This is a genomic window from Paenirhodobacter sp. CAU 1674 (assembly GCF_029222945.1).
Taxonomy (GTDB): Bacteria; Pseudomonadota; Alphaproteobacteria; order Rhodobacterales; family Rhodobacteraceae; genus Rhodobacter.
In genome coordinates this window covers 65,119-86,145 of the sequence record NZ_JARHUH010000009.1, presented here as the reverse complement: position 1 = coordinate 86,145, position 21,027 = coordinate 65,119, and the positions used below count along the sequence as shown (strand labels likewise).

Below are 21,027 nucleotides of genomic sequence, written 5' to 3'. Positions count from 1 at the left end.
AGCCCGACACCGCCGAGAACCGCATGACCGCCCCCCAGAGCAGGGTGATTTCGATGACCGGATTCGCCGCCCGTCAGGGGGCGGCGCTTGGGTATGAATGGACCTGGGACATCCGTTCGGTGAATGGCAAGGGCTTCGATCTGCGGGTGCGCCTGCCCGAGGTCGAGGGGCTGGAAACCGCTGTGCGCAGCGCCGTTGCACAGGTGGCAGCGCGCGGAAATATCACGCTGAATCTGCGACTTGCCCGGTCCGAACAGGCCGAAGGGCTGCGCCTGAGCGCCTCTGGCCTGACCGCGGTGCTGCGGGCTGTGGCGCAGATCGAGGCCGCCGCGCAAGAGCAGGGCCTGACCCTGGCCCCCAGCCGTGCAAGCGACCTGCTGACCCTGCGCGGCGTGATCGAACAGGGACCGCCCGCACTGGAAGATCCGGCTGCGCTGCGCGCTGCGCTGTTAAGGGATCTTGAGGCGCTGTTAACCGATTTCAGCGCGATGCGGGCGGCAGAAGGTGGCGAAATTGGGGCAGTGATCGGCGCGCAGATCGACCGGATCGCAACCCTGACCGAAGAGGCACAGGCCGCCGCCGAGGCGCGCCGCCCCGAGGTCGCAACCGCCCTGCGCGCCAATCTGGCCCGCGTGATGGAGGGGGCGCCCGGCGCCGATCCGCAGCGCATCGCGCAGGAACTGGCGATGCTGGCGGTCAAGGCCGACGTGGCCGAAGAACTCGACCGGCTGCGCGCCCATGTCACCGCCGCGCGCACGCTGCTGGCAGATCCGGCGCCGGTGGGGCGCAAATACGAATTCCTGACGCAGGAATTCGTGCGCGAGGCGAATACGCTGTGTTCCAAATCGGGGTCAGAGCGGCTGACCGCGATCGGGCTTGACCTCAAGCATGTCATCGACCAGATGCGCGAGCAGATCCAGAATGTGGAGTAAGTCATGACCGATCTGGCCCGCCGCGGCTTGCTGATCATCCTGTCCTCGCCCTCGGGGGCAGGCAAATCGACGCTGGCGAAACGGCTGATGGCCTGGGACCCGTCGCTGAAATTCTCGGTCTCGGCCACCACCCGCGCGCCGCGCCCGGGCGAAACCGACGGGGTCGATTACTTCTTCCGCAGCAAGCACGATTTCAACGAGATGGTGATGGCGGGCGAGATGCTGGAACATGCCGAGGTGTTCGGCAATTTCTATGGCACCCCGAAAGCCCCGGTCGAGGCCGCAATGCGCGCGGGCAATGACACGCTGTTCGACGTGGACTGGCAGGGCGGCCAGCAGATCCGCCGCTCCTCGCTGGGCAAGGATGTGGTCAGCATCTTCATCCTGCCGCCCTCGATCGCCGAGCTGGAAAGCCGGCTACGGGGCCGCGCGCAAGACAGCGACGAGGTGATTGCGGCGCGGATGGCGAAATCCATGCATGAAATCAGCCACTGGGCCGAATATGATTATGTGGTGGTCAACCATGATGCCGATCAGGCGACGGAAGAGTTGAAAACCATCCTGTCGGCTGAACGGGCGCGCGCCGACCGTCAGCCGGGTCTGACCGAATTCGTGCGCGGCCTGAACAAGGAGTTTGATGCGCGATGATCTATGAACTCGACGGAATTGCGCCGGTGATCGGGCAGGGCGCCTGGGTCGCCCCCGATGCCAATCTGATCGGCCGTGTGGTGCTGGAAGACGAGGCCTCGGTCTGGTTCGGCTGCACCTTGCGCGGCGATAACGAGGAAATCCGCGTGGGCCGCGGCTCGAACGTGCAGGAAAACGTCGTCTGTCACACCGACATGGGCTTCCCGCTGGTGATCGGGCCGGATTGCACCATCGGGCACAAGGCGATGCTGCACGGCTGCACCATCGGGGCCGGCAGCCTGATCGGCATGGGCGCCACGGTGCTGAACGGCGCCAGGATCGGCCGCGGTTGCCTGATCGGTGCGGGCGCGCTGATTACCGAGGGCAAGGAAATCCCCGATGGCAGCCTGGTGATGGGCAGCCCCGGCAAGGTGGTGCGCGAACTGGATGCAGAGGCACAGGCGCGGCTGTTGAAATCGGCGGCGCATTACCGCGCCAATGCGGCACGCTATGCCCGCGGGCTGAGGGCGCTGTGATGCTGCTGGACCCGCAAACCCCGTGGCTGCGCCCGCTTTGGGCGCGGATCGCGGTGACCGCGGTGCCGTTGCTGTGCTCGGCCCTGGCCTTCGATCAGGGCTGGGTGCTGCCCGGCGCGGTTCTGGCGGGGGTGACGGGCTGGGTGTTCCGACGGTTGTTCCTGCCCTGAGCGCGCCTCAGTCGGCCTTCAGGGGCACTTCGAGAATGTCGAAATCGACGCCCGGCCAGATCTGGGCCACCTCGGCGCGCACCAGCTTGGTATTGGGCAGCGGCGGGCAATAGGCCCGCAGCGCGCCCTGATAGCCGCAATCGCGCAGGACGCGCGCCAGATCCAGAATGTCATACTCTGACGTCATCAGGGGCGACAGCACCACATCGGGTGCCGTGCGTGCCAGCAGTTCGGCGTCAATCGCGCCCAGCTGGACAATCGCAGCCGAGGCGCCAGAGACCGCCTGCAACGCGAGGGGAAGTGTCGCGGACGGCTCCACCATCAGAATGCGGCGACCGGTCAGATCGTCGCGCACCCGCCCCGCCGGACCGGACTGCCGCAAGTTCGAAGAGGGCGGAATCGTCATGCGGCGGTCCTGAAGGCTGCGGCTGAGAGAACATCCCTCGGGTGAAAAATCTTTATATCACATGCAAAGGGTTAGCCCTGCACGCCCCGGGCCTCAAGCGAATTTGCATGCGTGGTTTACTCTGCATCGGGATTGGTCGACGCTCCGCACAGCGAATCGGAGAACCATCATGCTGAAATCGTCCATCATCCCGGTTCTTCAGGCCGTGCCCCTGCCGGTTCTGCTGGTGAACGCCGAGGAAAAGATCGTCGCCTCGAACCAGGGCGCGCAGGCACTGTTTGGCGCGGCGCTGGAAGGGCGGGCCTTCGTGACGGTGCTGCGCCAGCCGCAGCTGGGCCGGGCGCTGGAGGCCGCGCTGACCGAGGGTCGGGCTGATCAGGTGCGGCTGCGGATCACGCCACCCGGGCGCGAGATGCTGACGCTGGTTTCTGTCGCGCCACTGCCCCCCGACGAAGGCGGGATGTTGCCGCGCGGCGGCGCCATGCTGAGTTTTGAGGACATCACGGCGGTCGAGGAAGCCGAGGCGATGCGCCGCGATTTCGTGGCCAACGTCAGCCACGAGCTGCGCACCCCGCTGACCGCGCTGATGGGATTCGTCGAAACCCTGCGCGGCGCGGCCAAGGATGATCCGGTGGCGCGCGACCGCTTCCTGGCGATCATGGAACGCGAGGCGGGGCGGATGAACCGTCTGGTGGGCGATCTGCTCTCGCTCAGCCGCGTCGAATCCGAAGAGCGTCTGCGGCCGACGACACAGGTCGATCTGTCGGCGGTGCTGAAAGGCGCGATGCAGACGCTGACGCCCGTGGCCGAGATGCAGAAGGTCGCATTGATCCGGGCGGGCGAGACCGGGGTGCTCAAGGTCTCGGGCGATGCAGATCAATTGACGCAGGTGTTTTCCAACCTGATCGAGAACGGCATCAAATACGGCGGGGCGGGCGGTTCGGTGACGGTCACCGTGACCCATATCGCGCATGAGCCCGTGCTGCGCGGCCCGGCCTTCCGTGTCGCGGTGTCCGACAAGGGCGAGGGGATCGAACCGATGCATCTGCCGCGCCTGACCGAGCGGTTCTATCGTGTCGACACCCACCGATCGCGCGAGCAGGGCGGCACCGGGCTGGGGCTGGCCATCGTCAAGCACATCGTCGCGCGCCATCGCGGACGGCTGAAGATCGAAAGCGAAAAGGGCAAGGGCAGCTGTTTCAGCGTGATCCTGCCGGCGCTCTGAAATCCGGGGGCAGGGGCGCCGCCTGCACGGCATGGCTGGCTTCCTGTCCGCATATTCCCGGCGTCGGTTCAGTCCTCGAACCAGATCGCCGCGTTCGGCCCCAGTTCCAAGTGCCCGTCGTGGACCCTGGCCGCCAGGATCGGCCCGACCGGCGTGCCCGCCGGGGCGGGCAGGGTGACCGGATCGGGCCCAAGGTTGAAATAGCAGCGCAGGCTGGTCGCGCCCGTGCTGCGGCGGAAGGCCAGAACAGGGTCGGGGGCGGGCAGAAACTCGGTCGTGCCGAGGCGCAGCACGGGGCTTTCGCGCCGGAACGCCAGCATCTTGCGGTAGTGGTGCAGCACCGAATTCGGGTCGGCCTCTTGCCCGGCCACATGACGCGCGGCCTGTGGCGGCTTGACCGGCAGCCACGGCTTCACGGTGGAGAAACCGGCATGCGGCCCCGCATCCCAGACCATCGGCGTGCGGCACCCGTCGCGGCCCTTGTTCTCGGGCCAGAAGCGCAGCCCGGGCGGGTCGGTCAGTTCGGCATATTCCAGCTCGGTCTCGGTCTGGCCCAGTTCCTCGCCCTGATAGATCCCGATCGTGCCCTGAAACGAGGCCAGCATCGCGATCGCCTGTTTCGCCAGCGCCTCGGGCGTGCCGAATTCCGTCCAGCGGGTGACATGGCGGTTCACATCGTGATTGGAGAATGACCACGAGGGCCAGCCCCCCGGCGCGGCCCTGAAGAAGCCCTCGATGGCGGTGCGGTAATGCGCGGGCGTGAATTCGGGGCCGAGCATGTCGAAGCTGTAGGCCATGTGCAGATGCGCGGGCCCTTGGGTATAGGCGGCCATGATCTGCAGCGCATAGGGCGCGACCTCGCCCACCTCGCCGACAAGGCAGCGTTCGTTGTAGCGATCCAGAAGCGCGCGCAGCCGGGCCAGGAAGGCCAGGTTCTCGGGCTGGCTCTTGTCATGGGCGTGACGCTGCATGTCATAGGTGTTGACCGGCGGCCAGACCGGCCCGAAGGGCGTGGCGGGCGGGTTGTCACGCAACTGTCCGTCGTGAATGTAATAGTTCACGGTATCCAGACGGAACCCGTCCACGCCACGGTCGAGCCAGAATTCCAGCACCTGCAGCATGGCGTCCTGCACCGCCGGGTTGCGCAGGTTCAGATCGGGTTGCGCGGGCAGAAAATTGTGCAGATAGTATTGCTTGCGCCCCGCGTCCCATTCCCAGGAGGGGCCTCCGAACACCGACAGCCAGTTGTTGGGCGGGCTGCCATCGGGGCGGGCATCGGCCCAGACATACCAGTCGGATTTGTCGCCGCGCGTGCGCGAATTGGCAAACCAAGGGTGTTTGTCCGAGGAATGGCTCAGCACCTGATCGATGATGACCTTCAACCCCAGATCATGCGCCCGCGCCACCAGCGCGTCGAAATCGGCCAGCGTGCCGAACAGCGGTTCGACCCCGCAATAGTCGGACACGTCATAGCCCATGTCGGCCATCGGCGAGGGAAAGATCGGGCTCAGCCAGATCGCATCGACGCCAAGGCTGGCGACATGCGGCAGGCGGCGGGTGATGCCGCGCAGATCGCCCACGCCGCTGCCGCCGTCGTCTTGAAAGCTGCGCGGATAGATCTGATAGATCACCGCGCCCCGCCACCAGTCCTGCGCCATGATGCCCCCTCGTTGCCTGAGATTCGGGCAAAGCATAGACCTGTTTGCCCGCGCAGCAAATCAATGCCCGCTGACGCTTGACGGGGCGGGCGTGGAGGCCCATCAAGGGTGAAACAGCGCCGAAGGGTTCGAGCTTGAAAGATATCACTGCCCCCACCGTCGAAGCTCTGCGGGATGATATTCTGCGCCATCTGACCTATACGATGGGGAAAGACGCCGATCATGCCTCGGTCTACGACTGGCGTATGGCGCTGAGCTTCGCGCTGCGGGACCGGATCGTGGAGCCGTGGTTTGCGGCGACGCGGCAGACCTGGGATCAGGGGCGCAAGCGGGTCTATTACCTGTCGATGGAATTCCTGATCGGGCGCGTGCTGGAAGATGCGGCGATCAATCTGGGGCTGCGCGCCACCTGCCGTGATGCGATGACAAGCCTTGGTGTCGATTTCCGTGCCGTGGTCGAGGATGAACCCGATGCGGCGCTTGGCAATGGCGGGCTGGGGCGTCTGGCGGCGTGCTACATGGAAAGCATGGCGTCGCTGGGCTGTGCCGGTTACGGCTATGGCATCCGCTACGAGCACGGGCTGTTCCGGCAGCGGTTCGAGGGCGGACGGCAGGTCGAAACCCCCGAAGACTGGCTGAAGCAACGCCATCCCTGGGAGTTCGAGCGCCCCGAAGCCGCCTATGAGATCGGCTTCAAGGGCACGGTCGAGAAACGCGACGGCAAATCGGTTTGGGTGCCGGGCGAAACCGTCATGGCCGAGGCCTTCGACATGCCGGTGATCGGCTGGAAGGGGAAATGGGCCAATACGCTGCGGCTGTGGTCGGCCACGCCCACAACGCTGTTCGATCTGGCGCGCTTCAACCACGGCGATTACGCCGCCGCGGCCGAACCCGAGGCGCTGGCGCGCACGCTTTCGCGCGTGCTGTACCCCGATGACACCACCTATCAGGGCAAGGAGCTGCGGCTGAAACAGGAATATTTCCTGACCGCGGCCGCCTTGCACGACATCATTCGCCGGCATGTTTCGGGCGGCTATGCGCTCAAGGATCTGCCCGATCATGTCGCGATCCAGATGAACGACACCCATCCCGCGATCGCCGGGCCCGAGCTGGTGCGTATTCTGGTCGATCTGAACGGCATGAGCTTCGAGGATGCCATCGAGATCACCGTGAAATGTCTGGGCTACACCAACCACACCCTGCTGCCCGAGGCGCTGGAACGCTGGGCGACCTATCTGATGGGCTCGGTCCTGCCGCGGCACATGCAGATCATCGAGCAGATCGACGCCTGGCACCTGAAGAACAATCCCGCGCGGCCGCATTACGTCGGCGTCGTCAAGCACCACGAGGTGCGGATGGGCGAGCTGGCCTTCGTCACCGCGCACAAGGTCAATGGCGTGTCCGCGTTGCACAGCGAGTTGATAAAGCAAAACCTGTTCCCCGAACTCGACAAGCTGCATCCCGGGCGGATCATCAACCAGACCAACGGTGTGACCCCGCGGCGCTGGCTGCGGATGGCGAACCCGGCGCTTTCCAGGCTGATCACGGAAACCATCGGCACCGGATGGGAGGCCGATCTGGACCGGCTGCGCGATCTGGAACCGCATGTCGACGACCCGGGCTTTCGCACGGATTTCGCCGCTGCCAAGCGGCAGAACAAGGATGCGCTGGCCAACTGGTTTCTGGAAACGCAGGGGGTCAAGGTCGATCCGGCGGCGATCTTCGATGTGCAGGTCAAGCGCATCCACGAATACAAACGCCAGCTTCTGAACATCCTGCAGACCATCGCGGAATGGCACGAGATGCGGAACAACCCGCAGGCCGACTATCAGCCGCGGGTCAAGATCTTTGGCGGCAAGGCTGCGCCGGGCTATCATACGGCCAAGGAAATCATCCGTCTTATCAATGATGTGGCGAGCGTTGTTAATGCCGACCCGCTGACCGGGGATCGCCTGAAAATCGTCTATCCCGCGAATTACAACGTCTCGATGGCCGAGCGGCTGATCCCGGCGGCCGATCTGTCCGAACAGATCTCGACCGCGGGCAAGGAAGCCTCGGGCACGGGCAACATGAAATTTGCGTTGAACGGCGCACTGACGATCGGCACGCTCGACGGCGCCAATGTCGAGATCCGGCAAGAGGTCGGCGCCGAGAATTTCTTCCTGTTCGGCCTGACGGCGCCAGAGGTGATGGAACGCCGCAAAGACCCCGAACACGCGCGCCATGCAATTCTTGCAAGCCAGCCATTGCAGGATGTGCTGCAAATGATCGCCGAAGGCCGCTTCAGCCCCGAAGAACCCGAACGTTATCATGGGCTTGTCCATAATATGTGGCATTCGGATTACTTCCTTGTAGCCTCTGATTTCGAGGCGTACCGTAGCGCGCAGGCGCAGGTGGACCGGGCCTTTGCCGACCCGGATCGCTGGTGGCGCATGGCCGCATTGAATACCGCACGAATGGGCTTTTTCTCGTCTGACCGGGCCATTCGTGGTTACATGGCCGAGATCTGGGAGACGGAATCGGCCCTTTGAGGGACGTGATGGGACGGATTGACCATACCGAGGCAGAGCAGCTGGCCGCAGGCCGGCACCATGACCCGTTCTCGGTTCTGGGCTATCACCAGGGGTGGGTCACAGCACTGGTGCCCGATGCCGAGCGACTTTGGGCCATGGGGGAAGAGGAAGTTGAGCTTTCCCCTGTAACCCATGGTGTTTTCTGCGGAAAATGGCCGGGTGGTCCGTATCGCCTGCGGGCGCAAAACGCGCATGCCACCTGGGATTTCGAAGATCCCTACGGGTTCGGTCCGGTGCTGGGCGAGATCGACGAATATCTGATCGGCGAGGGCACGCACCGTCGCTTGTGGCAGGTTCTGGGCGCGCATGTGATTACCCACGAAGGCCATCGCGGGGTTCATTTCGCGGTCTGGGCCCCCTCGGCGCGGCGCGTGTCGGTGGTTGGCGGGTTCAACAACTGGGATGGCCGGCGCCATCAGATGCGTCGTCGCGGGGCAACGGGCGTATGGGAGATCTTCGTGCCCGCGCTGCAGGCGGGCGAGGCCTACAAGTTCGAAATTCTGGGGGCGGCCGATGTCTTGCTGCCGACCAAGGCCGATCCGCTGGGTTTTGGTGCCGAACACCCGCCGCAGACCTCTTCGGTGGTGCGCGAGCTGGGGCTACACCCCTGGGGCGATGACGCCTGGATGGGGCGGCGCGAGGCGGTGCAGAACATTCACGCGCCGGTCTCTGTCTACGAGGTGCATCTGGGCAGCTGGCGGCGCGTCTGGAACGAAGGCGGGCGGCCGCTGAGCTACTTTGAACTCGCCTCGCAACTGATTGATTATGTTGTGGATATGGGGTTCACCCATATCGAGCTTCTGCCGATCACCGAACATCCGTTCGAGGGCAGCTGGGGCTATCAGCCGATCGGGCTTTATGCGCCCACGATCCGCCATGGCCGCCCCGAGGAATTTGCGGCGCTGGTCGATGCGGCGCATCGGCGCGGGGTCGGCGTGATCCTGGACTGGGTGCCGGGGCATTTTCCGACCGATGAACATGGGCTACGCCGCTTCGACGGCACCGCGCTTTACGAACATGCCGACCCGAAAGAGGGGTTCCATCGCGACTGGAATACGCTGATCTACAATTACGGGCGGCGTGAGGTTTCCAACTATCTTCTGGCCAATGCCTTGTTTTGGCTGGAAGAATATCACCTCGACGGGCTGCGGGTCGATGCCGTGGCGTCGATGCTCTACCGTGATTATTCGCGTCCCGAGGGCGAGTGGGTGCCCAACCGATACGGCGGGCGCGAGAACCTCGAAGCGATCGAATTCCTGAAGGCGATGAACGCGCAGGCCTATGGCGGCGCGCCGGGGATCATCACGGTCGCCGAGGAAAGCACCGCCTTCCCGGGTGTCAGCAAGCCGGTGCACGAAGGGGGGCTGGGGTTCGGGTACAAGTGGAACATGGGCTGGATGAACGACTCCCTGCGCTATTTCGCCCGTGATCCGATCTACAGAAAGCACCACCACAATGAACTTACCTTCGCAAGTTCATATGCTTACAGTGAAAACTTCATCTTGCCAATCAGCCATGACGAGGTGGTGCATGGCAAGGGGTCGATGCTGAACAAGATGCCCGGGCATGAGGCCGAGAAATTCGCCAACCTGCGGGCTTTCTATGCCTTCCAATGGGCGCATCCGGGCAAGAAGCTGCTGTTCATGGGGCAGGAATTCGCCCAGGCGCGCGAATGGGCGCATCAGGACGCGCTGGATTGGCATTTGCTTGATGATCCGCGCCATCTGGGGGTGCAGCGTCTGGTGCGCGATCTGAACCGGGTTTATCGCACTCAGCCCGCGCTGCACTGGGGCGATTGCGAGCCCGAAGGCTTCGCCTGGATCGAGGCCGATGATGCGGAACATTCCGTTTATGTGTTCGAGCGCCGCGCCCCCGGGGCGGCGCCGGTGGTGATTGCCGCCAACCTGACGCCGGTCGAGCGCATGATGCGCATCGGTCTGCCCGAGGGGGGCGAGTGGGTGGAATTGCTCAATACCGACAGCGCGTTCTACGGGGGGGCGAACCGCGGGAATCTCGGCTTGATCGAAGCCGAGGATCTGCCGTGGTCGCGACGCGCGCAAAGTGCCGAAATCTATCTGCCGCCGCTGGCGGTTGTGATGTTCGCGCCGAAAAGCGGTGCGAGGAGGGGAAAATGAACACACAGCCCAATCAACGCCTCTCGTCCCAGGCGATGGCCTTTGTTCTGGCCGGAGGGCGCGGTTCGCGCCTGAAGGAGTTGACTGACCGGCGTGCAAAACCTGCCGTCTATTTCGGCGGCAAGACCCGGATCATCGACTTTGCGCTGTCCAATGCGCTGAACTCCGGTATCCGCAAGATGGCGATCGCCACGCAATACAAGGCCCACAGCCTGATCCGTCACATGCAGCGCGGCTGGGGGTTTTTCCGGGCCGAGCGCAACGAATACCTCGACATCCTGCCCGCCAGTCAGCGCGTCTCGGAAAGCCAGTGGTATCTGGGCACCGCCGATGCGGTGACGCAAAACATCGACATCATCGAGGATTACAAGGTCAAATACGTCGTGATCCTGGCTGGCGACCATGTCTACAAGATGGATTACGAGATCATGCTGCGCCAGCATGTGGAAAGCGGCGCGGATGTCACCATCGGCTGCCTGACCGTCCCGCGGATGGAGGCCACCGCCTTTGGCGTGATGGCGGTGGACAAGACCGGGCGGGTCACCGAGTTTCTGGAAAAACCTGCCGATCCGCCGGGCATGCCGGGCGACCCCACGCACAGCCTGGCGTCGATGGGGATCTATGTCTTCGATTGGCAATTCCTGCGCGATCTGCTGATCCGCGACGCCGAAGACCCGAATTCGAGCCATGATTTCGGCACCGATCTGATCCCGCAGATCGTGAAGAACGGCAAGGCGATGGCGCATAAATTCAGCGAAAGCTGTGTCAAGACGGGGCTGGAGACCGAGCCCTACTGGCGCGATGTCGGCACGATCGACGCGTTCTGGCAGGCCAATATCGACCTGACCGAATTCACGCCGAAGCTGGATCTGTATGACAACGAATGGCCGATCTGGACCTATGCCGAACTGGTGCCGCCCGCGAAATTCATCCATGACGAGGACGGGCGCCGCGGCTCGGCGGTCAGTTCGCTGGTCTCGGGGGATTGCATCGTGTCCGGGTCCGAGGTGCGCAACTCGCTGCTGTTCACGGGCTGCCGGGCGCATAGTTTTTCCAGCCTCGAACATGTGGTGGCGCTGCCCTATGTCGATATCGGCCGCAAGGCGGAGCTGAGCAATTGCGTGATCGATCGCGGCGTGCAGATCCCGGCCGGGCTGATCGTGGGCGAAGACCCCGAAGAAGACGCGAAATGGTTCCGCCGGACCGAAGGCGGGGTGGTCTTGATCACCCAGCCGATGCTGGACCGGCGCGCGGCGATTTTGGGCTGAGGGCGGGGGCTGTCTGCCCCCGCACCCCCGAGGATATTTGCGCCAAGGTGAAAGGCCAAAAGAAAGGGATACCATGAAAAAGGTGTTGTCCGTCGCGTCCGAGGCTGTGCCGCTGATCAAGACCGGGGGGTTGGCCGATGTGGTGGGCGCGCTGCCTGCGGCGCTGGCCGGGCAGGGCTGGCAGATGCGGGTGCTGATCCCGGCTTGCCGGGGCGTGCTGGCGCAGCTGGGCAAGGTCAAGCAGGTCTGGACCGACCCGGATCTGTTTGGCGGTCCGGCGCGGGTGGTTCTGGGGAAATGTGGCGGGGTCGAGGTGATGGCGCTGGATGCGCCGCATCTGTATGACCGCGCGGGCGGGCCCTATTCGGGGCCGGATGGCGATTTCTGGGACAATGCCGAACGTTTTGCCGCGCTCAGCTGGGCGGCGGCGGCGATTGCGCGCGACGGCGCGGGAGGCTGGCAGCCCGATGTCCTGCATGCCCATGACTGGCAGGCAGCGCTGGCGCCGGCCTATCTGCGCTATTGGGGCGTGCAGATCCCGACTGTGCTGACGATTCACAACATGGCCTTTCAGGGCCGGGTCGGCGCCACGAAAATGGCCGCGCTGCGGCTGCCGCCCGACTGGTTCCACCGCGACGGCTATGAATACTGGAGCGATATTTCCACGCTGAAGGCCGGTCTGACCGTGGCCTATGCGATCACAACCGTCAGCCCGCGCTATGCCGACGAGCTGATGCGCGCCGAATTCGGGCTGGGGCTGGAGGGAGTCATTCAGGCCCGCGCGGGCGCGGTGCATGGTATTCTGAACGGCATCGACATGGCGGTCTGGAACCCCGCGCAGGACCCCGAGATCATTCCGTTCTCTGCCGGCAAGATGGCGGGAAAAGCGAAGAACCGCAAAGCCTTGATGGACGAGTTCCATCTTGATGTTCCGGGGCCCTTGGCGGTGCTGGTCAGCCGGTTGACGCCGCAGAAAGGCATCGACCTGCTGCCCTCCAGCCTTGAGGATTTCATCGCGGCAGGCGGTGGGCTGGCGATCCTTGGGTCGGGCGATCCCTGGGCCGAGGGCATGGTGCAGGGGCTGGCCGCGCGCTACCCCGGGCGGGTCGGTGTGAAGATCGGCTATGACGAGGGGCTGAGCCACCGGATGTTCGCGGGCGGCGACGCGGTGCTGGTGCCGTCCCGGTTCGAACCCTGCGGCCTGACCCAGCTTTACGGTCTGCGCTATGGCTGTGTGCCCGTGGTGTCGGCGGTGGGCGGTCTGGCGGATACGGTCATCGGTGCGACCCCGGCAACCGAGGCGGCCGGTGCCGCGACCGGCGTCGTGTTCCATCCGGTCGACGATCTGGCATTGCGTCAGGCGTTGCGCAAACTGACCTCGCTCTATGCCGATCGCAAGGGCTGGGCGGCGCTGGTGCGGCGCGGCATGAAGACGGACTGGGGTTGGGATGCCTCGGCGGCGCGCTATGCGGCGCTTTATGAAAGCCTGTTGTAAATGCAGATCCTGCCCGGTGATCCGGCCGAACTCGGGGCCACGCCCCGCGACGGCGGGGTGAATTTCGCCCTGTTCTCGGCCCATGCCGAGGCGGTGGATCTGTGCCTGTTCCTGGACGGTCGCGAAGAGCGGGTGGCGCTGCCGGAACGGGCGGGCGATGTCTGGCATGGGTTCGTGCCCGGGCTGGGGCCGGGGGCGGAATACGGGTTTCGGGTGCATGGCCCCTGGGCGCCTGATCTGGGGCACCGTTTCAACCCGGCCAAACTGTTGCTTGACCCTTATGCGCGGGCGCTCAGCAAGCCGCTGATCTGGGACGCGGCTTTGCAGGGCGGTGCGGGGCCCGCACGCCCCGACCGTCGCGACAGCGCCGCCGCCATGCCGCGCGCCGTGGTCTGCGCGCCGCAAAATCCGCATTGGGAACGCCCCGCAACGCCATGGTCGGAAACGATTATCTATGAGGCGCACCCGAAGGGCCTGAGCATGTTGCACGCCGAGGTGTCGCCAGAATTGCGTGGCACTTTCGCGGGGCTCGCCAGCCCGCCGATCCTGCGCCATCTGCAGGATCTGGGGGTCACCGCAATCGAATTGCTGCCAGTCTGCGCCTTTATGAACGACCGCTTCCTGGTCGAGCACGGGTTGAGCAATTACTGGGGCTATCAGCCGGTCGGCTTTTTCGCGCCCGAGCCGCGCTATGGCACGCCCGAGGCGTTTCGCGCGATGGTGCGCAGTTTTCACAGCGCCGGGATCGAGGTGATCCTGGATGTCGTCTTCAACCATTCGGGCGAGGGCGACGGGCAGGGCCCGACGCTGAGCCTGCGCGGCATCGACAATGCCAGCTATTACCGGCTGGCCGAGGGCGGGCGCGGCTATATCAACGACACCGGCACCGGGAACACGCTGGATCTGTCGCATCCGATGGTGCTGCGGATGGTGATGGATTGTCTGCGTCATTGGGTGGTGGAGATGGGCGTGGACGGGTTCCGGTTCGATCTGGCGGCGACTCTGGCGCGCGACGCCACCGGCGCGGTCAATCTGGGCACGGCCTGTTTTCTGGCGGCGCTGCGGCAAGACCCGGTGCTGCGCCATGTCAAACTGATCGCCGAGCCCTGGGACATCGGCCCCGGGGGCTATCGGCTGGGCAGTTTCCCGCATCCCTTCGCCGAATGGAACGACCGCTTCCGCGATGGTTTGCGGCAGTTCTGGCGCGGCGATGCGGGGCAGATGCCGGAACTGGCGCGACGGATTGCTGGTTCGGCCGAGATCTTCGATCATTCCGGCAGGCCGGCGACCGCCTCGGTCAACTTTCTGACGGCGCATGACGGTTTTACCCTGCAAGACCTTGTTTCGTATAATGAAAAGCGAAACGAGGCGAATGGCGAACAAAACCGCGATGGGCATAATGCGAATTTCTCGCAGGCGCTGGACGACCCGGCCGCACAAATCGCGCGCAAGCGGGCGCTGTTGGCATCGCTGCTGATCGCGCAGGGCGTGCCGATGCTGCTGGCGGGCGACGAGATCGGCAATTCGCAGGGCGGCAACAACAACGCCTACGCCCAGGATAACCCGGTGGGCTGGATCGACTGGCCAGCGGCGGACGCCGGTCTGACCGCCTTCGTCGCGCGTCTGGTGCGGTTGCGCCGGGCCCATCCGGTGCTGCGCCAGACGCGGTTCCTGCATGCCAAGATCCGCGCCCAGGATGGCAAGCGCGACCTGATCTGGCGGCTTCCCTCGGGGGCCGAGCCGGGACCGCAGGACTGGCACAACGCGCAGGCGCAATGTCTGTGCGTCGAGATCCGCGGCGCGGCCGAGGGACCCGAAGGTGCCGCCGCGCGCGAGGCCGTGTTCGCGGTGTTCAATGCCGGTCCGACGACCGAGGTTACATTGCCCGAGGGCCGCTGGACGCTTGCGCTGGATAGCGCCGATCCCGACGCGCCCGAGCGGATCTGTCACGCGAGCATCACTTGCGTTGCCGCGCAATCTGTTCAACTGTTCACCCGGCCCACCGCCCAGCAGGAGCAAGCATGACCACCTACCCGACCACCCCGTTTGACGGCCAGAAACCCGGCACTTCGGGGCTGCGCAAGAAGACGAAGGTCTTTATGCAGCCGAATTTCCTGGAAAATTTCGTGCAGGCCACGTTCGACGCGATCGGTGGCGTCGCGGGCAAGACACTGGTTCTGGGGGGCGACGGGCGCTATTTCGGGGACAGCGCCGCGCAGGTGATCCTGAAGATGGCCGCGGCCAACGGCGCGGCGCGGGTGATCGTGGGGCAGGGCGCGTGGCTGTCGACCCCGGCCGCCTCGAACCTGATCCGCCAGCGCAAGGCGGATGGCGGGCTGATCCTGTCGGCCAGCCATAACCCCGGTGGCCCGGACGAGGATTTCGGCCTGAAATACAACATGGCCAATGGCGGCCCCGCGCCCGAAGCGGTGACCGAGGCGATCTTTGCCCGCAGCAAGGTCATCACCGAATTCCGCAAGCTCGAGGCGCCTGATGTCAATCTGGAGATGGTCGGGGAAAGCCATCTGGGCGGCATGACGGTCGAGGTCGTCGATCCCGTTTGCGATTATGCGGACCTGATGGAAACCATTTTTGATTTCAAGGCCTTGCGCGGTCTTTTCCATGAAGGTTTTGCAATGCGCATGGACAGCATGTGCGCGATCACCGGCCCCTATGCGGTCGAGATTTTCGAAAACCGTTTGGGCGCGCCGAAAGGCTCGGTCGTGCATGAGACCCCGCTGCCCGATTTCGGCGGCATGCATCCCGATCCGAACCCGACCTGGGCGCATGAGTTGATGGCCGAGATGATGGGCGATGCGGCACCTGATTTCGGCGCGGCCTCGGATGGCGACGGGGATCGCAACATGATCCTCGGGCGCGGGGTCTATGTCAGCCCGTCGGACAGTATCGCGGTGCTGGCGGCCAATGCGCATCTGGTGCCGGGCTACGCCGGGGGGCTGAAGGGTGTGGCGCGTTCCATGCCGACCTCGGCGGCGGTGGACCGGGTTGCGGCGGCGCTGGCGATTGAGTGTTATGAAACGCCCACAGGATGGAAATTCTTTGGAAATCTGATGGATGCGGGCCGTGTTTCACTTTGCGGCGAAGAAAGTTTCGGCACGGGCAGCGATCATGTCCGCGAGAAAGACGGGCTTTGGGCCGTGTTGATGTGGCTTAACATCATCGCCGCGCGGGGGCAGGGCGTGGCCGAGATCATGGCCGATCACTTCACCCGCTTCGGGCGCAACTACTATTCGCGCCACGATTATGAAGCGCTGCCCAGCGATGTTGCCAATGCCATGCTGGGGGATCTGCGCGACCGTCTGGATGGCTTGAAAGGCGTTGTTGTTCAGGGCCTTGTGGTCGAAAGTTCAGACGAATTCAGTTATACCGATCCGGTCGATGGCTCGGTTTCGGCGCAGCAGGGGTTTCGCATCCTGTTCGAGGGCGGCTCGCGCGCCGTTCTGCGGCTGTCGGGAACCGGCACCGAGGGTGCGACTCTGCGCGTCTATCTTGAACGCTATGTGCCGGGTCCCGAGGGGCTGGACGCCGACCCGCAGGATGCCCTGGCGCCGATCATCGCTGCGACCGAGGAAATTGTCGGCATTCGCGCCCGCACCGGGCGTCAGGGGCCCGATGTGATCACCTGAGATCAACGGACGGGGCAGGGCGGCTTGACTTTGCCGCGGCGCACCGCCCTTTTTGGGCCAACAATCAGGAGATTCCATGCAACGCCCCTTCGATACCGAGCTTGAAACCCGGCTTTGCCGCTATGCCGCGGTCGACAGCCAGAGCGCTGCCGGATCGTCCACGTCACCCAGCACCGCGATCCAGCTCGATCTGCTGCGGATGCTGCAGGTCGAACTGGTCGAAATCGGTGCGCAGGACGTGAAGTTGACCGACTACGGCGTTGTTCTGGCAACGATTCCCGGAACGGCGCCGGGCCCGACGATCGGCTTTCTGGCGCATGTCGATACCGCGCCCCAGTTCAACGCGACAGGTGTGAAACCGCGGGTGATCCGCGGCTATAATGGCGGCGACATCAGCTTCCCGGACGATCCGGCACTGGTGTTGTCGCCCGCCGAATTTCCCTATCTGGCGCAGAAACAGGGCGATGACATCATTACCGCCTCGGGCACGACGTTGCTGGGGGCCGATGACAAGGCGGGCGTTGCGATCATCATGACGGCGGCGCGCCATCTGCTGGCGCATCGCGAAATTCCGCATGGGCCGATCCGTATTGCCTTCACGCCCGACGAGGAAATCGGTCATGGCGTGGGCGCCGAGCTGCCGCGCGATCTGGGCGCCGATTTCGCCTATACGTTCGACGGCGGCGCCGTGGGCGAAATCGAATACGAAAGCTTTTCGGCCGATGGCGCCGAAGTCACGATCACCGGCGTTTCGATCCATCCGGGACAGGCCAAGGGCAAGATGGTGAACGCGATCCATCTGGCGGCCAAGCTGATCGCAACCTTGCCGCAGGCCACGATGACGCCCGAGGTAACCGAAGGCCGCGAGGGATTCATCCACGCAATGGACATGACCGGCGGTTCGTCGGAAATGAAGATCTCCTTCATCCTGCGCGATTTCGAACGTGACGGTCTGGCCGACAAGGGCGCGCTGCTGCGGCAGGTCTGCGCCGCCATTCAGGCGACCGAACCGCGCGCGCAGATCAGCTGCGAGATCACTCCGCAATATCGCAACATGCGCTATTGGCTGGAGAATGACATGACGCCGGTCGATCTGGCGCGGGCGGCATGCCGCAAACTCGGGATCGAGCCCAGCTCGGTGCCGATCCGTGGCGGCACCGATGGCTCGCGCCTGACCGAGTTCGGCGTGCCGACGCCCAATCTGTTCACCGGCATGCAGAACATCCACGGCCCGCAGGAATGGGTCTCGGTGCAGGATATGGCACAGGCGACCGATCTGTGCCTGACACTGGTGGGGTTGGCGGCGGAAACGGCCGGTTATGACCTTCATAAGGTTCGTGCAGGATACAAGGCCTGAAATGGCGCTCTGTGGTGTAATTGAATTTACATAATACCGATTATGAGACTTGTGTTTACCTCCGCCTGAACATGTAATAAGCGTCTCGACTGCCTTCGAGCGCGGCCTCGCGCGTTGTCGGCTCAGCGCTGACCTTCTTTCCGCCGGAGCATCGCGCGTAAATCCCAGAGCCTCCGGCTCATGCCGTTCCAACGGTCGATCTGAACGTATCTGCTGATTTCGGCGGGTGGGACGAAGTGCAGTCTGGAAGACCGAGCCTTCCCGTCATCTATGGCACGCATCGCCGCGACGACGCGCGACAGGATCAGGTCGCGACGCTCGCTGCGTGTATCCGAAGTCTTGCCGAAGTTTGGAAAGGTCGGGTTCGGGTTCACTTCGAAGATCACCACCCTGCCCTCGTGCAGCCCGTAGTCGATCCGGCCGAACTGCAGCCCGGCCAGATCGGTCGCTTCCAGAAGCGCGTCGCGATGCGGGTTGTCGCGCACGAACGCCAGCTCTTCTGCCGAGAACTCCGGGGAACTGCGGCTGATCGAGGATTTCACCACCCATTCCGAACTGCGCAGGATGTGTTGCGGGATGATGGCATCGCCAATCCTGAAGGCGCCGTATTTACGAAAGAGCCCGTCGCTGTCGGCGGCGGTCTCGAAACTGACCGCGATGCGCCGTTTCAGCGGCCGCCCGGCGGCGCGCATCGCCTGAAGCGCGGCATCGAAGTCGTCTTCTGACCGGATCAGCCCCGTTTCCGCGCCGAGGCAGCCATCTTCCATCCGCAGAAACACCGGGTAACGCGACGGCCGGTCGTCCCCTTCCAGGCGGGTCACTTCAACAGGGTTCAGCCCTGCCCTGTTGAGCCTGCGCAGCAATGCGTAGCGTTCGCAGGCAGTGCAGGGATCGTTCAGGATGCGTGTGTGCGGATCTGCGCGACGGGCCGCCTGGGCAATCGCGGCGGCGGCTGTCATGCCAAAGCCGTCAAGGAATTCGAAATCAGAAAAGATCAGCGTTCCGGCCGGAAAAGACAGCCTGCGGAACGCCTCTTGATAGGTGATGACCCTGAGGAGCGGCAGATGCCGTCCCGCACTTGCCATCAGCTTGCGCGCCGGATTCCGGTTCAACGCGTGAACGAAGTAGGTAATCATGGCTTCTGAACCCGCTTGGAAGACGGTCTTGATACCTCCACGCTGAGGGCTTTACGTCAGGAGTGCAAGGGCTTAGGCAAAAATCGAGGCGTGACAAATAAGAATTGGACTTCGCCGCCAGCTGCGATTTGATGTGCTGAGGCGTCAAAAGGGAAACAAGGATGGACGGACCCGCCGCGGTCGAGTTTCAGGGCCCGCCTTGGCCGGACGAGCTTGGCGTCTGGCTGATAAACCTGCCGCGGGCGCGCGACCGCCGCGAAGCGGTTCTGGCGCGGTGCCAAAGCCTCGGCTTCATGCCGCAGGTTGTGGACGGCGTCGATGGACCGGCCGAAGCCAAGGCGCTTGAAAGGGTCGTCGACACCCCGGCGTTTGAACGCAATGTCGGCCGGCCCGTGCTTTGGGGCGGGATCGGATGCTATATGTCGCACCTGAAAGTGTGGCAGCTGTTTCTTGAAAGCGACAAGACCGTCGCGCTTGTGCTCGAGGACGACGTGATCCTGCATGGTGATTTCTGCACGGCGGTGGCGCAGGGACTTTGCGCGCGCGATCACTGGGATATGCTCAAGCTCAGCCGGATACGCGCGAAGCTGCCGATCCGGCAAGGTTTCATCGGGCCCTATTCGCTCAATGCCTATCTCGGGCCGTTTACCGGAACGGCGGCCTACCTGATCACGCGCCAGACGGCAGCACGCCTTTTGCCGCTGATGGTGCCGGTCACGCGCCCGACCGATCACGAGATAGGCCGGTTCTTCCGCCATGATTTCCGCCTGATGGGGCTTGAACCCTTTCCGAGCCACCCGGACACGAGCTGCGAGAGCCTGATCGCGGGCAAGCCCGGCTATTCGGCCTGGAAATTCCCGCGCCATCGCAGGCTGCCCAGCTATGCGCTACGGCTGGGCAACTATCTGCGCCGGCTGCGCTATCTTATGGCGCATGGGATGCTCTGGCCGCGTCAGACGCAGCTGCTCTCTCCTGACGCGGCTTGTGTGCATGCAACGAATATGGAGGCTGGCAATGTGCCCGACCGAACCGCTTGAGGATCTTGCGCGTTTCTCTTTCGAGCGCGCCGCCGATCTGTGTGCCGATGAGCATGGCTGTCTGGCCTATCATCGCGCCTGGAGCACAATCCGCCTCTTGCTGAAGAACGGGGCGGTTCCCGCGGGGATGGAGTTCTTCGCAGAGGGGCTTGCCCAAGTTGCCGTGGACGGGCGCTGCCGTGTGCTTTTGTCCGGGGCGGCCGATACCGGGCTTGCCGCGATGGTGCTTGGGGCGCTTGCCAGGCACGGGTTGCAGGGCGATCTGGTTCTGGCGGAGCGCTGCGCAACCCCGATCGAACAGAACCGGCGTTTTGCGGCACAACTCGGGCGCACGATCGAGGTGCATCAGGGCAATATCCTTGATCTGGAATGTGCCCCGGTCGATGCCGTGGTGGCCCACAGCTTCCTCAATTTCCTTCCCGCGACCTTGCGCCCTGCCCTCGTTGCCACCTGGGCAAGGGTGCTGCGTCCGGGTGGCCTTCTGCTGCTGCATCAGAAGCTGGGCGATCTGGTCTGGCATGCCGATGCGACGGCGATTTCGGCAAGCCGCCAGCGGTTCGAGGCCGCGGCACGGGCGCGCGGGGACATGCCCGAGACCGTGCGGGAAATCGGCGCGGCAGGAGAGGCATTCTGGATGCGGCCGCGCGAAACCCCTTCGACCAGCGAAGCGGACCTGCGCGACATGCTTGCCCGTGCGGGCCTGGAATGCGTGTCCGTCGAAGGGCTTGAGCAACTTTCGATCCGCTCGCCGTCGCATGTTCCGGGCATCTCGCCCAAGATTGCGCAAAGCCTGGTGGTCGCCCGCCGCCCCTTGTGACGGCGCCT

Annotated in this window: 17 protein-coding genes; 14 read left to right on the top strand and 3 right to left on the bottom strand. The window is 64.3% G+C overall.

The features are described 5' to 3' along the window. Positions 1-53 precede the first annotated feature (53 nt). From P2G62_RS13690 to P2G62_RS13675, 4 genes are read left to right on the top strand one after another with little or no spacing between them, the layout of a single operon-like run. Entirely contained in the window at positions 54-932 is an 879-nt protein-coding gene (locus tag P2G62_RS13690) for a YicC/YloC family endoribonuclease (protein WP_275735462.1), read from the top strand. A gap of 12 nt (positions 933-944) precedes the next feature. Continuing rightward, positions 945-1,580, top strand: a complete 636-nt coding sequence (gmk, locus tag P2G62_RS13685; RefSeq protein WP_275735558.1) for a guanylate kinase — start codon at positions 945-947, stop codon at positions 1,578-1,580. After that, entirely contained in the window at positions 1,577-2,095 is a 519-nt protein-coding gene (locus P2G62_RS13680; protein WP_275735461.1) for a gamma carbonic anhydrase family protein, read from the top strand. The genes gmk and P2G62_RS13680 overlap by 4 nt, the downstream gene beginning before the upstream one ends. Then, complete coding sequence (locus tag P2G62_RS13675) at positions 2,095-2,265, top strand: hypothetical protein (protein WP_275735460.1); 171 nt, start codon at positions 2,095-2,097, stop codon at positions 2,263-2,265. The genes P2G62_RS13680 and P2G62_RS13675 overlap by 1 nt, the downstream gene beginning before the upstream one ends. Before the next feature lie 7 nt (positions 2,266-2,272). Here the strand turns inward: P2G62_RS13675 and P2G62_RS13670 are convergent, their stop codons facing one another. Further along, positions 2,273-2,671: a hypothetical protein gene (locus tag P2G62_RS13670; protein ID WP_275735459.1), complete on the bottom strand. Its 399-nt coding sequence runs from the start codon at positions 2,669-2,671 to the stop codon at positions 2,273-2,275. A gap of 169 nt (positions 2,672-2,840) precedes the next feature. Here P2G62_RS13670 and P2G62_RS13665 point away from each other — a divergent pair, with 169 nt between their 5' ends. Continuing rightward, positions 2,841-3,896 carry an ATP-binding protein gene (locus P2G62_RS13665; RefSeq protein WP_275735458.1) on the top strand — a complete coding sequence of 352 codons (1,056 nt, stop codon included), beginning with the start codon at positions 2,841-2,843 and terminating at the stop codon, positions 3,894-3,896. Between the two features lie 68 nt (positions 3,897-3,964). Here P2G62_RS13665 and P2G62_RS13660 read toward each other — a convergent pair whose 3' ends face one another. After that, on the bottom strand, positions 3,965-5,554 hold the full coding sequence (locus P2G62_RS13660) for an alpha-amylase family glycosyl hydrolase (RefSeq protein ID WP_275735457.1): 1,590 nt from the start codon (positions 5,552-5,554) through the stop codon (positions 3,965-3,967). A gap of 134 nt (positions 5,555-5,688) precedes the next feature. Here P2G62_RS13660 and P2G62_RS13655 point away from each other — a divergent pair, with 134 nt between their 5' ends. The 7 genes from P2G62_RS13655 to pepT all read left to right on the top strand — a co-directional run bounded on the left by P2G62_RS13655 (position 5,689) and on the right by pepT (position 18,029). Further along, positions 5,689-8,085 carry a glycogen/starch/alpha-glucan phosphorylase gene (locus P2G62_RS13655; RefSeq protein ID WP_275735456.1) on the top strand — a complete coding sequence of 799 codons (2,397 nt, stop codon included), beginning with the start codon at positions 5,689-5,691 and terminating at the stop codon, positions 8,083-8,085. 8 nt (positions 8,086-8,093) lie between these two features. After that, positions 8,094-10,262 carry a 1,4-alpha-glucan branching protein GlgB gene (gene glgB, locus P2G62_RS13650; protein ID WP_275735455.1) on the top strand — a complete coding sequence of 723 codons (2,169 nt, stop codon included), beginning with the start codon at positions 8,094-8,096 and terminating at the stop codon, positions 10,260-10,262. After that, positions 10,259-11,530 carry a glucose-1-phosphate adenylyltransferase gene (gene glgC / locus P2G62_RS13645; protein ID WP_275735454.1) on the top strand — a complete coding sequence of 424 codons (1,272 nt, stop codon included), beginning with the start codon at positions 10,259-10,261 and terminating at the stop codon, positions 11,528-11,530. Before glgB ends, glgC begins: the two co-directional genes overlap by 4 nt. A 73-nt stretch (positions 11,531-11,603) precedes the next feature. Continuing rightward, on the top strand, positions 11,604-13,025 hold the full coding sequence (glgA, locus tag P2G62_RS13640) for a glycogen synthase GlgA (protein WP_275735453.1): 1,422 nt from the start codon (positions 11,604-11,606) through the stop codon (positions 13,023-13,025). Then, positions 13,026-15,050: a glycogen debranching protein GlgX gene (gene glgX, locus P2G62_RS13635; RefSeq protein WP_275735452.1), complete on the top strand. Its 2,025-nt coding sequence runs from the start codon at positions 13,026-13,028 to the stop codon at positions 15,048-15,050. After that, on the top strand, positions 15,047-16,672 hold the full coding sequence (locus tag P2G62_RS13630; RefSeq protein WP_275735451.1) for an alpha-D-glucose phosphate-specific phosphoglucomutase: 1,626 nt from the start codon (positions 15,047-15,049) through the stop codon (positions 16,670-16,672). The genes glgX and P2G62_RS13630 overlap by 4 nt, the downstream gene beginning before the upstream one ends. Positions 16,673-16,748: 76 nt before the next feature. Beyond that, positions 16,749-18,029, top strand: a complete 1,281-nt coding sequence (gene pepT / locus P2G62_RS13625) for a peptidase T (RefSeq protein ID WP_275735450.1) — start codon at positions 16,749-16,751, stop codon at positions 18,027-18,029. A gap of 122 nt (positions 18,030-18,151) precedes the next feature. On the opposite strand, the gene P2G62_RS13620 is transcribed toward pepT, so the two are convergent. Further along, positions 18,152-19,165: a hypothetical protein gene (locus P2G62_RS13620; RefSeq protein ID WP_275735449.1), complete on the bottom strand. Its 1,014-nt coding sequence runs from the start codon at positions 19,163-19,165 to the stop codon at positions 18,152-18,154. 161 nt (positions 19,166-19,326) lie between these two features. Here P2G62_RS13620 and P2G62_RS13615 point away from each other — a divergent pair, with 161 nt between their 5' ends. Both P2G62_RS13615 and P2G62_RS13610 read left to right on the top strand, forming a co-directional pair. After that, positions 19,327-20,202 (top strand): glycosyltransferase family 25 protein, encoded by an 876-nt coding sequence (locus tag P2G62_RS13615; RefSeq protein WP_275735448.1) that lies wholly within the window; start codon positions 19,327-19,329, stop codon positions 20,200-20,202. Then, positions 20,180-21,019 carry a class I SAM-dependent methyltransferase gene (locus P2G62_RS13610; RefSeq protein WP_275735447.1) on the top strand — a complete coding sequence of 280 codons (840 nt, stop codon included), beginning with the start codon at positions 20,180-20,182 and terminating at the stop codon, positions 21,017-21,019. Before P2G62_RS13615 ends, P2G62_RS13610 begins: the two co-directional genes overlap by 23 nt. Positions 21,020-21,027 lie beyond the last annotated feature (8 nt).

Coding starts and splice junctions, on each gene's coding strand:
- pepT (WP_275735450.1), top strand. CDS start 16,749: ATGCAACGCCCCTTCGATACCGAGCTTGAAACCCGGCTTTGCCGCTAT.
- glgB (WP_275735455.1), top strand. CDS start 8,094: ATGGGACGGATTGACCATACCGAGGCAGAGCAGCTGGCCGCAGGCCGG.
- P2G62_RS13610 (WP_275735447.1), top strand. CDS start 20,180: ATGTGCCCGACCGAACCGCTTGAGGATCTTGCGCGTTTCTCTTTCGAG.
- P2G62_RS13615 (WP_275735448.1), top strand. CDS start 19,327: ATGGACGGACCCGCCGCGGTCGAGTTTCAGGGCCCGCCTTGGCCGGAC.
- P2G62_RS13680 (WP_275735461.1), top strand. CDS start 1,577: ATGATCTATGAACTCGACGGAATTGCGCCGGTGATCGGGCAGGGCGCC.
- P2G62_RS13630 (WP_275735451.1), top strand. CDS start 15,047: ATGACCACCTACCCGACCACCCCGTTTGACGGCCAGAAACCCGGCACT.
- glgX (WP_275735452.1), top strand. CDS start 13,026: ATGCAGATCCTGCCCGGTGATCCGGCCGAACTCGGGGCCACGCCCCGC.
- P2G62_RS13690 (WP_275735462.1), top strand. CDS start 54: ATGACCGGATTCGCCGCCCGTCAGGGGGCGGCGCTTGGGTATGAATGG.
- P2G62_RS13670 (WP_275735459.1), bottom strand. CDS start 2,671: ATGACGATTCCGCCCTCTTCGAACTTGCGGCAGTCCGGTCCGGCGGGG.
- glgA (WP_275735453.1), top strand. CDS start 11,604: ATGAAAAAGGTGTTGTCCGTCGCGTCCGAGGCTGTGCCGCTGATCAAG.
- P2G62_RS13675 (WP_275735460.1), top strand. CDS start 2,095: ATGCTGCTGGACCCGCAAACCCCGTGGCTGCGCCCGCTTTGGGCGCGG.
- P2G62_RS13665 (WP_275735458.1), top strand. CDS start 2,841: ATGCTGAAATCGTCCATCATCCCGGTTCTTCAGGCCGTGCCCCTGCCG.
- glgC (WP_275735454.1), top strand. CDS start 10,259: ATGAACACACAGCCCAATCAACGCCTCTCGTCCCAGGCGATGGCCTTT.
- P2G62_RS13660 (WP_275735457.1), bottom strand. CDS start 5,554: ATGGCGCAGGACTGGTGGCGGGGCGCGGTGATCTATCAGATCTATCCG.
- P2G62_RS13620 (WP_275735449.1), bottom strand. CDS start 19,165: ATGATTACCTACTTCGTTCACGCGTTGAACCGGAATCCGGCGCGCAAG.